The sequence below is a fragment of the Thalassoglobus sp. genome, assembly GCF_048270125.1.
Classification (GTDB): domain Bacteria; phylum Planctomycetota; class Planctomycetia; order Planctomycetales; family Planctomycetaceae; genus Thalassoglobus.
Map to the genome: position 1 here is coordinate 54,671 of NZ_JBLWTN010000004.1, position 12,120 is coordinate 66,790.

The 12,120-nt window shown below is 45.8% G+C and carries 17 protein-coding genes; 2 read left to right on the top strand and 15 right to left on the bottom strand.

Annotated elements, in window-relative coordinates; genetic code table 11:
* Positions 1 to 7 precede the first annotated feature (7 nt).
* From ACN0YR_RS06425 to ACN0YR_RS06455, 7 genes are all read right to left on the bottom strand, one after another.
* Positions 8 to 322 carry a hypothetical protein gene (locus ACN0YR_RS06425; RefSeq protein ID WP_417848369.1) on the bottom strand — a complete coding sequence of 105 codons (315 nt, stop codon included), beginning with the start codon at positions 320 to 322 and terminating at the stop codon, positions 8 to 10.
* Complete coding sequence (locus ACN0YR_RS06430; RefSeq protein WP_417848370.1) at positions 322 to 726, bottom strand: hypothetical protein; 405 nt, start codon at positions 724 to 726, stop codon at positions 322 to 324. Before ACN0YR_RS06430 ends, ACN0YR_RS06425 begins: the two co-directional genes overlap by 1 nt.
* Before the next feature lie 49 nt (positions 727 to 775).
* A complete protein-coding gene (locus ACN0YR_RS06435) occupies positions 776 to 1,180 on the bottom strand; it encodes a hypothetical protein (RefSeq protein ID WP_417848371.1) in 405 nt (134 codons plus the stop codon).
* Positions 1,177 to 1,581, bottom strand: coding sequence for an HK97-gp10 family putative phage morphogenesis protein (locus ACN0YR_RS06440; RefSeq protein WP_417848372.1), 405 nt, complete (start codon positions 1,579 to 1,581; stop codon positions 1,177 to 1,179). Before ACN0YR_RS06440 ends, ACN0YR_RS06435 begins: the two co-directional genes overlap by 4 nt.
* Positions 1,578 to 1,895, bottom strand: a complete 318-nt coding sequence (locus ACN0YR_RS06445; protein ID WP_417848373.1) for a phage head closure protein — start codon at positions 1,893 to 1,895, stop codon at positions 1,578 to 1,580. Before ACN0YR_RS06445 ends, ACN0YR_RS06440 begins: the two co-directional genes overlap by 4 nt.
* Complete coding sequence (locus ACN0YR_RS06450; RefSeq protein WP_417848374.1) at positions 1,895 to 2,458, bottom strand: head-tail connector protein; 564 nt, start codon at positions 2,456 to 2,458, stop codon at positions 1,895 to 1,897. Before ACN0YR_RS06450 ends, ACN0YR_RS06445 begins: the two co-directional genes overlap by 1 nt.
* Positions 2,459 to 2,557: 99 nt before the next feature.
* Positions 2,558 to 3,868: a phage major capsid protein gene (locus ACN0YR_RS06455; protein WP_417848375.1), complete on the bottom strand. Its 1,311-nt coding sequence runs from the start codon at positions 3,866 to 3,868 to the stop codon at positions 2,558 to 2,560.
* Positions 3,869 to 3,975: 107 nt separating this feature from the next.
* On the opposite strand from ACN0YR_RS06455, the gene ACN0YR_RS06460 reads away from it, so the two are divergent.
* Positions 3,976 to 4,929, top strand: a complete 954-nt coding sequence (locus ACN0YR_RS06460) for a hypothetical protein (RefSeq protein ID WP_417848376.1) — start codon at positions 3,976 to 3,978, stop codon at positions 4,927 to 4,929.
* Here the strand turns inward: ACN0YR_RS06460 and ACN0YR_RS06465 are convergent.
* The 7 genes from ACN0YR_RS06465 to ACN0YR_RS06495 all read right to left on the bottom strand — a co-directional run bounded on the left by ACN0YR_RS06465 (position 4,926) and on the right by ACN0YR_RS06495 (position 11,050).
* Positions 4,926 to 5,501 (bottom strand): HK97 family phage prohead protease, encoded by a 576-nt coding sequence (locus ACN0YR_RS06465; RefSeq protein ID WP_417848377.1) that lies wholly within the window; start codon positions 5,499 to 5,501, stop codon positions 4,926 to 4,928. The two genes, ACN0YR_RS06460 and ACN0YR_RS06465, sit on opposite strands and share 4 nt — an antisense overlap.
* On the bottom strand, positions 5,498 to 7,036 hold the full coding sequence (locus tag ACN0YR_RS06470; protein WP_417848378.1) for a phage portal protein: 1,539 nt from the start codon (positions 7,034 to 7,036) through the stop codon (positions 5,498 to 5,500). Before ACN0YR_RS06470 ends, ACN0YR_RS06465 begins: the two co-directional genes overlap by 4 nt.
* Positions 7,037 to 7,044: 8 nt before the next feature.
* Entirely contained in the window at positions 7,045 to 8,670 is a 1,626-nt protein-coding gene (locus ACN0YR_RS06475) for a terminase TerL endonuclease subunit (protein WP_417848379.1), read from the bottom strand.
* A complete protein-coding gene (locus ACN0YR_RS06480) occupies positions 8,670 to 8,981 on the bottom strand; it encodes a phage terminase small subunit P27 family (RefSeq protein WP_417848380.1) in 312 nt (103 codons plus the stop codon). The genes ACN0YR_RS06475 and ACN0YR_RS06480 overlap by 1 nt, the downstream gene beginning before the upstream one ends.
* Positions 8,981 to 9,178: a hypothetical protein gene (locus ACN0YR_RS06485; protein WP_417848381.1), complete on the bottom strand. Its 198-nt coding sequence runs from the start codon at positions 9,176 to 9,178 to the stop codon at positions 8,981 to 8,983. Before ACN0YR_RS06485 ends, ACN0YR_RS06480 begins: the two co-directional genes overlap by 1 nt.
* A gap of 122 nt (positions 9,179 to 9,300) precedes the next feature.
* Entirely contained in the window at positions 9,301 to 10,182 is an 882-nt protein-coding gene (locus tag ACN0YR_RS06490) for a hypothetical protein (protein WP_417848382.1), read from the bottom strand.
* A gap of 427 nt (positions 10,183 to 10,609) precedes the next feature.
* Entirely contained in the window at positions 10,610 to 11,050 is a 441-nt protein-coding gene (locus ACN0YR_RS06495; RefSeq protein WP_417848383.1) for a hypothetical protein, read from the bottom strand.
* Between the two features lie 32 nt (positions 11,051 to 11,082).
* Between ACN0YR_RS06495 and ACN0YR_RS06500 the strand changes: the two genes are divergently transcribed.
* Positions 11,083 to 11,304, top strand: coding sequence for a hypothetical protein (locus ACN0YR_RS06500; protein WP_417848384.1), 222 nt, complete (start codon positions 11,083 to 11,085; stop codon positions 11,302 to 11,304).
* A 93-nt stretch (positions 11,305 to 11,397) separates the two neighbouring features.
* Here the strand turns inward: ACN0YR_RS06500 and ACN0YR_RS06505 are convergent, their stop codons facing one another.
* A complete protein-coding gene (locus ACN0YR_RS06505; RefSeq protein ID WP_417848385.1) occupies positions 11,398 to 12,027 on the bottom strand; it encodes a hypothetical protein in 630 nt (209 codons plus the stop codon).
* Positions 12,028 to 12,120 lie beyond the last annotated feature (93 nt).

Consider the following 12,120-nt stretch of genomic DNA (forward strand, 5'->3'; position numbering starts at 1 on the left):
TTGTCCCTCAGTCGTTTTTTGCTTGTTTTACTTGTTCATCCAAACTGTTGAAGCTGGTGGCTGCATCCAAGACTTTCTTGAGATCATCAGCGTGAAACTTCTCCAGCAGATGGGCTTCATCTTCGTTGTAGAGTTGTTTCCCATCCTCATCACAGAGGACTGCACAGACTTGCTTGGCGGGATCGTCCAGACTTTGGACTCGTTTGAGATCACCCCAAGACAGTTTTCTGATGTAAGGCTTGCAGCCCCACTCCTTAGTCATGTCCACCTGCTTCACTTTGGGCTTGGGCGCAAGGGAATCAAGCGTGGAACGTAAGCTCATTAGGCTGTTCCTTTCGTGATGTCACCAGTGACTTTGGCTGTCACTTCTCCCATCACCTCTGAACCTTCCTCAATCCCTGTCAGACTGGCTGACTTGGTGTAGGCATCAAATGTCCAAGTGACACTGCCTGTGCCATCAGATTGTGGATAGGTGATGACGTGTTCCACGGTTGAACCGATGCCACTCAGAATGGCTTGGTGCGTTGCGTTGGCATCGTCATAAAAGAATGAATATGACAATTCGCCAGAGTCTTTGACTTGGCTGGCTCTGAATGTCATTGCAGTGGAGTCAAAACCATTGGTTCTGACATCTTCCACTGTCTGCTCTGGTGGTTCGATATTCTCCAAACCTGTCACAGATGTTCCATCGTATGAAAGCCTGACGCCTTCTCCTGCTATACTCATAGATATCTCTCCTCTCAATTGAGTCTGAGGTATCTATGCCTGTGAGAGATTATTCTCGTAGCGTGATGAGGTAGTCAGCAGACTTGCGGTGCAGCCAGTTGGAACTCCCATCTGCTGGCTTTTCGACAGCCAAGAAATCATTGATGAGTTTGGCAGTGAGACATGTTCCAGCGCCATAACTGCCAGAGTATTTCTGCAAGGATTGTCTCAACTGCTCAATGGTATTTACCACATTTGCCATTGATGGTGAGTACACATCAAACTGGACTCTTGCTCTCACCATGCCAACAGAATCATCCAAGCTGGTGATGTGATCGGCAGAGATCAGCGTGTACAACATCGCTGGATAAGTTGGATTTTGTGGCAAGTGAGATGGATAAATCCTCGTGCCAACAATGTTGGTGATGCCTGCTTGATTGCTTAAGAATGTGTATGTGTCTGCTTCAATGCTCATTTGGCCTCTGTAATATCATCAATCCCTTTCAGGATTTCTTGTTCTGTCTTCTGTCTAGCAGTGTCACCCATCTCATCAAAAACATTGCGAAATGTGGGACGTGCTGCCATCTTGGATGTTCCAAATTCCAGCCACTTGGCAATGTAGTTGTCATCCTGTGATCTGACTTCAATGCCGATACTGCCTCGTTTCTGCTTTTTCGCAGCACGAACTTTCACACCTTTGGCAGTTGCGCCAGTATCTTTGGGCATCCTTGCCTTGATCTCAGATTGAATGCCTTTCATCCCTGTCCTCATTGCTTTCCTGAGAACTTTCTTCTGAAGTTTTTGTTCAAGTGTCGCCAGCTTTTTGTCAATCTCTTTGACTCCAGTGAGATACACAGCGTTGTTGAGTTTGCTCATTCCCACTCCCTGCACAGCAGTTCAAGCTGGATGCTTCTCTCATCAAGGTTCTTGATGGATAAAATTTCCAGAGTTCTGCTGTCGTGCTGAATCCTCATCTCAGGTGTCATATCAGCGAGATATCTGATCGTGATTTTGTGCGTTGTCTCGGAGTGCATGGCCTGAGCATGTTCCAGTTCTTGGCCAGAGAGTGGTTGCACTTTGGCCCAGACTTGCGAGAACGTTGTCCAGACTTCGGACTCTGCGCCAAAGTCATCTCTGGTGACAGATCGCTGTTGGATCGTGACAAGGTGTCTGAGTTCGCCTGCTCTCATCAGACATACCTCACATTCATGATCTGTTTTACGAGACGATCCACACCCAGTTTAAGTTGCTCAGTCTTGAGTGTGATCTCTCCCTCTCTGAACTCGTAGGCTGCTCCCACAAGCAAACGCATCAGATGCGGAACTTGATGAGGAACAGGATCAGATTCACAGGTGAACTCAATGTTGATGGCATCTGGCCTGTCAAAAACACTCGGCCATCTCTCCACGGGCGTTAGCATCGCTGCCTGTTTCGTGGAGTTCACCAAGTAGAAATCTGTTCCTACTGAGAGTGACTGGCTTTGATTGTCGGTATCGTAATACGTCAGTGAATCCAGACTTTGGACAGGTGGCTTCGGTATAATGACAACGGGATCAAACTGACTCAGCACCAACGAGTAGGATGTCTCTGAAATCGTGATATCTGCTTCACGTTCGATCCATGCGTAAGCCATCCAAGCCAGATCAGTGATGTAGTCATCATCGGCTGAATGAGTGATCCTCATGTGAGTTTTGAGATCAGCAACACTGATTGGTAGTGTCGCTGCTGGCGTGGTGATCGTGAGTGCTTCCATGCAAGTATCTATGCACCAACAAAGAAACCTCACTCACCAACATGGCAAGTGAGGTTTGAGATCGTCGAACCTTATAGAAATCACGATCTGTTTCAGGAATTATGCTCCGTCATTCAGCATTAAATGTTTGATCGGATCAGTTCCGGCATTCACATATTTGGAGTCGGCTCTCATCGTGGCAATGAAGGCTTTGGCGTCTTCAAGGAAGTATTTCTCAGAGGACTCTCTGATTGAGACATCTCTCACCATGCGAACATGGACATGTGAGAAATCACCAAAGTAGATAACTTTGTTTCCAGCACTGAGCGCTGATGGCAGGAAGTCATTCACAACAACTGGTTTTCCGAGAAGTGTGCCCTGTGGACTTCCATTGAGTCCCGGCCCGAATAACTTGCGTCCTTGCGAGTCTTCCAGCTTGACGAGTGCAGCCAGCACCAAACTGTGCATCATGAAAATACTGTTCTGACGATAAACGTCATTCACCGAAAAATAGAGATCGATGAGTTCATCCTGATCGATGGCAGTTCCAGAAGATGTTTCCACGCCTTCTGTCGTGGCAGCATCAAAACCAGTCAAGTTGGATGAACCACTCCCTGCGCCAGTGGTGATCTCATCAGCCAGTGTTCTGGCAATTCGCTGGCCAAGTGCCTTGCCGATGTAGCTTCCCAGTCCAATCTCGTTGTCTTCCAAGAGTTCGTTGGACACAGGGAAAACACCACTCGTCAGCTTGTAGCTGTTGAAGACAGCTTCACCAAAGGTGAGATCAGCGTTGTCAATGGCTGCCAGTTCTGCTTCATAGGCTGCACTGGTTGTCGTGTCATTGACGGTAACAATGCGGTGTGGCCCGTTGTGGCTGGTTCTGTGAATGGTGCAATACTGCGCCCAGTTCCAATAGCTGGCGAGTGCTTCCTCAAAACCACCTACGATTTCATCAGAAACAGAGTGTCCACCCTTGTTGGCCGTTCCGACACTTTGAGATCGTTCCTTGATCTCCTCATTGTTGCCCAGCAGGTTTATGTTGATACTTGGTGAGTTCCAAGCAAAGCCGGTTTTCTCGGCAGCGTTGGCGTATTCATCCTTGAACTGGCTGGTGTTGCGTGTCAGCCATGCTTTGGTGGCTTTGCCAACGTCAGAACGTGTGATGACATCCTGTTTCGGTTTGCCAGAGTAAGAACGCTCGGCAACGACAACATCAGATTTCTTGTTGTCGGTTGAGACTCGTGCCATTCTCTCGGCAGTCTCAACTTTCTTTTTTGTTTCGTTGTACTCGTTTTCGAGTGCATCCCACTTCGAGAATTCTTCATCGCTGAAAGAACGTTCTTCTGTCTCGACAGAAGACTTCATCTCCAGCATTTCATTTTTGAGTTCGCCCAGCCTTTCACGCAGGGCTTTGGTTTCGTAACAATCCATATCTGTTTACCTCATGTGAGGTGTCCATCACGAGACAACTTTTGCACTTGGGCATAAGTTGGTGATGTTGCAGATATATATGCAGTGAAAGTTGAAAAATGAGGGCTATGATGAATGAGAAAATAAAAGCGTTGATTCAACTTATTGGAATCGTTGCGATTTTCGCTGTAGTGATATTTGCATTCCAGAAAGTGTCCGGGTTTGCGTTTGATTACTCGGACGAACTGATAAAGCCACCAGCGGATGGCAAGTTGTTTCCGAATGAATATGGAGACTCATTCGGGATGGTGAACGCATTGTTTTCGGCACTTGCATTTGCTGGTGTTATCGTCGCAATCATTCTTCAAACGAAAGAATTGACGGCACAAAGAAAGGAGATGCAAACTCAAAACGAAATGCTCGATTTGCAAAGAGAAGCCTTAGATGAACAGAGAAAAGAGATGATCGAGATGCAGCGTGTGCAACTATTTCATACTCGGTTTAATCAACTTTTGGATAAGCAGAATCAGAATAAGGCGGCAGAAATCGAAATTGCCGAGTTAGAATACTTGAGTGACTTTATGAAGAGAGAGACAGGTAGGTATGCAAACGAAAATGAAAGTGGAAATGAATTTGAGTCATTAGCACTGATTGCCTCTAAGTTTCAAGAACTTTCATTCGACTTTTCCCGAATAGAATTGGCTGCCAAGGAGCTAAGTGCCAATCAATTGTGGGAAAGAATAACTGAGGTGATGACTCTATGTACTATCACAAGTTATTCTGCGCTAAGACAATCTGAAGTTTTTCCGGCTATCGAAATTCCGCTTAAAAAATGTCAGCGCATGACTAATAGAATTCGATTAGAAATGTCAAAGATTGATTTTGAATCAATTCAACCTCGACGAAAGAAATTTGACAATAATCGACTGGAACAAATTTTGAAACAAGTGAATAATGTGCTGTCAGATCAGAAATACAATGTCAAACGAATAGATGGGGAATTAACTAAAGAGTTGAGTTCACGTATTGGGGATATTATCGACGAACTAGAAAATCATTTTGCAGATTTTTTTGACTCTTAAAATGATTCAGGACTATTGGCTTTCAAGTAGATAGCGGAAAGCCTCCTCCAAGTCTCCCAAGAGCGTTTCATCTCACTGAGATCAGACTCGCTTCTCACCTGCGCTGATGTCGTCTGATACGCTGGCTTCGGCGTCGGCCCGACATCTCGAACCCAGCACCGCTCAATGATGTTGATGTCCTTGTCACCCTCTTTGATCCACTTCTGTTTCGTTGGACGAAAGCCCAGCGATGAACCACCACACAAGCCCGATGAGATTTTGCTTCTCACATAAACATGATCGGCGTCCTGTGGATTGAAACGCTGTTGATAGAACAATCCTTTCTCATCGACAGTCAGAGTCAGACTTCCCTGAACAGCAGTTGTCCCCAACTTCATGTCTGATTTGTGATCGTACCAGCACTCCACAACCTGATCCTGAATACAAGAGAAGGCTTGTTTGTCGAATCGCTCGTAAGCATCAGCAAACAGATGAACCTCTTCATCGAACACAGCAGCGTAGCCTGTGAAATAGCTCTCACCATTCCGTTCTCTGATTTCCAGTTCAGGAACATAGATGTGTCTCATATTCATGCGATTACCTCATACAATTTATTGCCATCAAATTTGATCTGTTCTGGCAGGGCATGGTTCAGTTCTTCCTGCAATCCTTGCAGATAGGCTTCACAGAGTTCACCTGATCGCTCGTTGATCGGTTCAAGACTTTCCGTCATCGTTCTGAGATGCGCCTCACACAGATCGTGAGTTCCTTTGCTGTCGATGGCTTTCCTGAGTCTGATGGCCAGTCGATCACAGATGGATCGTGTGACAGCTTCCAGCTTGTCTGGTTCTTTGTCCAAAGTCTGGACATCAGGCTGTTCCAACTTTTGTATTGGTTCAGTTGGATTGTCCAGACTTTGGACTTTTGGTTCTGGTGGTGAGAAGGCTTTCTCCACGAATACAAGATTGGACGGCATCACATACTTGTCTGCCCATTCCTCACTGATCGGGACTTCATTGATGGCTTTTCTGTACTCATTGAATGAGATGCCACCTGCTTGCAGTTTCTTGGTAGCTGACTCAACAATCTTGTCATTGTCTGTGTCTTCCAGTTTTGATCTGTCGAACTTGATGCAGTGGGTGTCTCGTTCTTTCTGCCTTTCACTCAGCAACTTGATCGAGAGTTCAGACTCCCAGTCATTGAGATGGCCTGCAATAGAGTTGTCCAGCAAGGACTTGGCATCAGCTTCCCACGAGGCATAAGAACTATTCACCTCTGATCCAAGAAAGCTCGGTGGAACTCCCACAAGGTTGGCAATGTCGATGAGGCTGAACTTCTTGAGATCGACTAGTGAGAACTCACTTGGATTGAGGCCCATTGGCTGCACATCAAATCCTGCTGGCAGAAGTGCAATTTTGTGATGGTTCTCCACACCTGTCTGGATGCGTGCCCAGTCCTGCCTGAACCGTTTGATGTCTTGTTCTGTAATGCCATCTGGCAGCTTGAAAGCAAAGGTAGGACTTGCGCCATTCTTAAAGAAAACCGCTTCATGTCTCTGTGTGGCAATCGCACCACCCAGCATGTCTTTCATCAACTCCAACATGGAGAAGCCAACAATGCCATCACCAATTTTGCGAATGTGGATCACATCAGATGGCATCAGTTTCACAGCCTCATCATCGATGACACTGGCATAGTACAGGACACCATTGTCCTGCACTGGAAATGTTTTGCTCGGATCAAGACGCCAAAGTCCAATGGGCTTGGCTGTCTCGTCTCGTTCGATCCAACAGTATCCATTTCCATAGATGATCTTGTCTTTTTGCAAGGTAGTTTTCAGAACCAGTGCAGACTGATACGGATTGGCTTGGATTCTCAACAGTTTGTAAGCAGGGTGAGTTGGTGCTGGCTGGTTTCCAGCTTCCTCGTTCTTGAGGACAAAGAGATCAAGTCCTGCCACCTTGTCAGCGACGAGAGAGACACCTCTGTACAGGCTCGGCAGTCCAAGTGCTGAATGTTCATTGACTCTCACGCCAGATCGTGATGCAGTGCCACCCAAGAAAGAAAGTGCATCTGGATCAGTGACTCTGACTGTGGCCCGTTTGCGAAAAAGATCAAGAATTCCCATGAGGGTATTTAGGCATCAAGCGTGTAAATCCCTGAATACTTGTACGCTGGCTTGTTGAGGTAGCGGTTTAAAGCATGGATGCCAGCAGAAACTCCATCGTAGCGGCCTGTGGACTTGTCACGATCAATGAGAATGCCGTCCTGATACTCCTTCACCTGCACATTCCTGAGATTGAACCTCATGCAAGGATTGTCCACATAGAACATCTCACCTTTCGAGATGCGCCTCTCAAATTCCACTGTGGCTTCTGAAAGTGATCTCACTGTTGGTGGAAGATCGTGGACGGTGATTCCATGATCGGTTTGCAGGATCGAAGCGGACTCTGCGAAGTTGTAGCCATCGCTGGCAGCATCCACGATCCTGAATCTTTTGCTGTCGTCAATGATCTGTTGTCTGATGAACGCAGGATCAAACTGATTTCCATTTGTCAAAGAGAGAAAGCCTGCTGTCCCCCAAGCCATGAAACTTGTTCCATATTTCTTGTCCGAGAGTTCGGCAGTCTCAATGGGCATTTGGAAACGAGGAATGAGGATCAGCTTGCCATCCTGCTCCACGATGATGACATAGGCAGAAAGTGAATAGAGCGCAGCATCGACACCGATCCAGCAGTCTTTTCCGTAGAGTGTGGACTCATCCAGCATGATTGCTGCCTGATCGATGATCTCATCTGATATCCATTGATCGGCAACTGTCACCCACTGACACAAGTTCTCACACTTGAACACTGCCAAGTCTCGTGGAGACTGTTTGGCTTTCTCATAATGCGTGAGGTAGTAGTTCTTGCTGACGGTTGTTCCCAGCGCAGGGATATACTGCCACCATTGTTCTGGATCGTCAGCATGTTGTTCTGGCACACTATGACAGACTGCGAGATAAGTTGGATCATCGTCCTCATTTTTCAGGATCGCTTGATTTTTCTGCCATTCCTTCCAGACGAGACTTTGCCTGCTGTATTGTGGTGTCGTAATCGCCACCATTTTCCAATGATCGAAAGTGGAAGTACCAGAGAGAGGTAAGCCATCCCAAGCATCCTGCTGATATGGTTGAATTTCTGAAAGCTCATCGACATAAACACTGGTAGCATTTTGGCCTCGTTTTCCAATTTTTGTACCAGACATCAGTTTGAGCATTCCAGCTTTGGACTTCTTCTTCCATCTGATCGTCTTGAGGTTGTGGTTGCACTTGATGTACTTGGAGAGAGAAGAGTTCTCAGCGATGTAGGAAGCGTACTTCCAGATTGACTGGCAGGACTCAATGTTCACGCTCCAGATGTAGACTTCGCTGCCAGCATGAGAAAGGAAATCAAACAAGCTCAAAAGTGCGATACTTGCGCTCTTCGTTTGCTTCTTCATTACGAACACAGAGCCATAGTGATATCTGTTGGTGATCCTCTCAGTTCTGTTGGTGCAGTCGCACTTGGGCTTGTCACATTGTGTGCAGACTGGAGTTTTCTCACCGTAAAGAGGACAGACGATATCGTCCCAAACCCAATCAAGGATGCAGAGTTTTGTGTTGGGCTTATCGGGCATCATGCCGAATGTCTCAACAAACTTCTTCACTTTGAGTGGTTCAGACTCATCATAGAAACCACCCTCGTCCAGCCAGCGTTGATCTGCTTTTGTCTTGGGTGTCATCACTCTCCAAAAATTGCGTTGAGTTCATCATCGTCCTCGTCCTCATCAGCAGCTTGGATGATGTCTCTGAGTCTGTGGATTTGGACAAAGCTGTCTTTCATCACATACGTTGCAGGATTTTGTTTCATCCCACCAGAGACGTTGGGGATGAGGAAACCTTCTCTGTCCACCTCCTCTGATGCTTGTCGATATTGAGCAAGTGCCGTACAAAAGACTGCCAGCAGTTCGTCAGACTCGCAGCGAGCAAAGAGTTTCCGCCAGTAAGATTTGGCAGTGGTAGAAAGCCAAGTTGGTGGTGTTTTCTGAGCCATCACTCACCACCTTTTTTGGTGTCATCTGCTGACGAAAGTTGTTCGATCTCATCACGATATTGCAGCCAGATGGTGATAAGTTGTCGAATGAAAGCAGAGAGTGACAAGCCCTGATAGGCAGCCTCAATTCGGGCTTTGCCTTTGAGTGGCCCAAGTGAGATGGACGTGATTCCATCATTTCGTTGTGATTGTTCCATGACAGTATTTAGTCATGGAGTTATCATTTTATCATCCAGTTGGCTTCAATTTCCCTCGAAAAAAACGCAGAGGATGGGGGCGATTGATGGGAAGCAGATGTTTTAGAATTTAACTTGATTTTCTACACTTCGACATTAGGTATTGATTGTCGAATTTCATCTATGTGCTTGCTAATTTCTAATGATAAAGAAATTGACTTATTGCACATATTTGAAAGTTTCTCACGATTATTTGCTCTTTTTTGTTCATTCAAGCCCAACTTGTACTGCAATGAATACGAAATTCCCATCGCAATGTGACATGCTTGCCAGTATAGCACTGTGAGATTTTGCAATTGCCTGTCACGCACAGGAGGATTTGATAAAAACTGTTCGACGGCTACCAACAAGAATGGCCTAACATCCCATGATGTCTCTCTCTCTTCGTTTAAAGCTTTCAAGTTCTTGATATGTGCTGCCGCTATCTGGGCATTGATGACAAATTCACTTTGTAATGCACTAAGGCTCTGATCGATCTGCGAACTCAGTTGTCTGGTTGTTATCTGACTGAGAGTCTCCAACTGGTGGCCATCATAAAAGAAGGATGACACCTTACGTTCAGGTTCTAGTTCGTGGAGTATCTTCTTTTTTGCAGGTTCGGTGATATTTCCACTGTTGAAGACATAAACAGCGGACACATATCTAATTTCACTTGGAGCAGACGCCAGTTGAAAAGGAACTGTGAAAGCTTCTCGGACTTGGCTTAATAATTCCAGAACTTTCGCCCCTTTGTTTATTGTCTTTTCATGTTTGGCCTGAACTACCATGTGTCTTTGGACTCCGAATCGATCCAATTCAGTAAATACATAGTCTTTTCCAAACTCTTGCGCTCCGTGCTTGTTTGTGATCCCGATGAATCCCATCTTTACCAACAATGGCTTTATGAAATCTTCTCTGAAGCGATCTTCATTTTGATATTTTTCGTAAAGTGACTGCACCTGAAATCCTTCTTCTGCCAAATACACTTGATGGATCGATGATAACTAATCGAATGAGAAAATTCGATCACTCTCCCTTCACTGTCCTCCGACTGTGACACGATTTGCACAGACACCTGTATGTGTTCCGCCAAAACGCAACAGGACAGCCATGATGCCTGTTCTCGTGATGAACCTCTGTGGACACTGTGGTTCTCTCGTGGATTTCTAAACAGTCCTGACAAAGAGGGAACTGAGAGAGTAGCTGCTCTCTGAACCGTCTCCAGCGTGCTGTGTAGTACAGCTTGGACTGCTGGCGTTTTCTTGGCTCACACTTGCAAGGCTTCACTTGCTGGCAGTCTTCACAGATGGTGGATGTTCTTGATGGCATAGCGAAAAGAACCCCACAGGGAGTTGTGTCTGTGAGGTTCTCAGTAACAGAGAGTCAAAGGGTTTTCCGTCCAATGAGCTAAGTTTATTTAGTGATGCCAAGCAAATTCTGAACAGCAGTTTTCCAATTTTCCCCAGTCCAAAGCTTGGACTCTCTCACATCGTCATTCTCTTTGTCATACGTCATGAGTGAGAACTCAATGATGTCTGTCATGCTGTTGATGTCCTCGTCTGGTTTTGGCTTGATTTTGCACAGTGCTGAGAACTGTTTGCCTTGTCCATTGAAGACGAGATTTCTGTGGCACTTCCACTGTCCATAGGAGAAGGATTTCAACGTGTGCCAGCTTGCTGTTTTGGATGAGAACTCAACAAAGAGTATGAGTCCATCGTTGTCAATAATCATGTCGATATCGCTCGGTGTGATGTTTCTTGGAAGGACACCATACCAGAGTGAGTGATCCAGCATTTTTGCTTGAGCATAGGCTTCTCTGCTGTAGATTTTGCCTTTCGTTTCTACATACTCCATGCAGTAGATATGCGAATGAAAGGATTTATTAAATGAATATCTGGCAACAAAGATGTGAGATCATCTTGAACCAACTCTCACCCACCCCATCACAAGCACGGTTTGTTTCCTCAGTGCTTTCGTTCATATTGAGGACTGGCTGTCCACCAACACGACAACAGCAGGCTGTGTTGTCCAACATCTGGAAGCACTGCATTCGTGTTTATGCAGAAGAGAAGCAGATGGAACTGGTAGAGGCAGAAGAACTGGTGTGAGCCAATACAAAAGTTGAAATGAAGAAAGCCCACCAGCAATAGAACTGATGGGCTTTTTGCATTACCGATTTGAGGAAAAGGTATGCAACTTCTTTATGTAGTAACACAAGGCCAAGTATCAAGCAATGCGATTTCCAAGCGTTGATCGAGTTCTGGATCATCTTGTCCAACTCTCTTCCACCAGTTTCGACAATTCGGACGAAAAGCTTGATCTGTCGTAATGATGTCGTACATCACCATCAAAACAAATTTCGTATCGAGTGCTGCCATCCTCATCGTTTTTCGTCTGATCTCGGCTGGTGTGATCTTTCCAAGTTCTGCTGTCTTCTCGGTGAAGAACTTACCAACTGAGAAGACAGATCGTCCTGCGTATCTGGTAGGCTTAGTGACATAGTAGATCACATCACTCACATCTCTAATCTTGTCAATTTGTAACCGAAACTTTTGATCTCCAAGAGACTTTTTGATGTGTCTTCTGAATGTCGGTTTGTGCGGATCACCCTTGAAGAGAAAGTGAAAGTGGGGACGTTTCCCTCTCTTGGATAATTCGATGAAGCCAACGAAATCACATGGTGAATTTCTTCTCAGCTTGTCCCTGAACTTCTGCATGTCGAAATCAGAGTGGATGTGAAGTGTTCCCCAATATGTGATCGGTGTCAGTTTGTCTTGGTGAAATAGAATTCGTCGCCAGCGTGTTGCTGACTGTTGTTTCGTGGTTGCCATGTTCCTTTTCCTCAGAGTTAGATAGTAACTTTGAGAAGGAAATGCGCCCAGATGTGTTGTGAGAGTTGGCGATTTATGGGGTAGTATAAATAA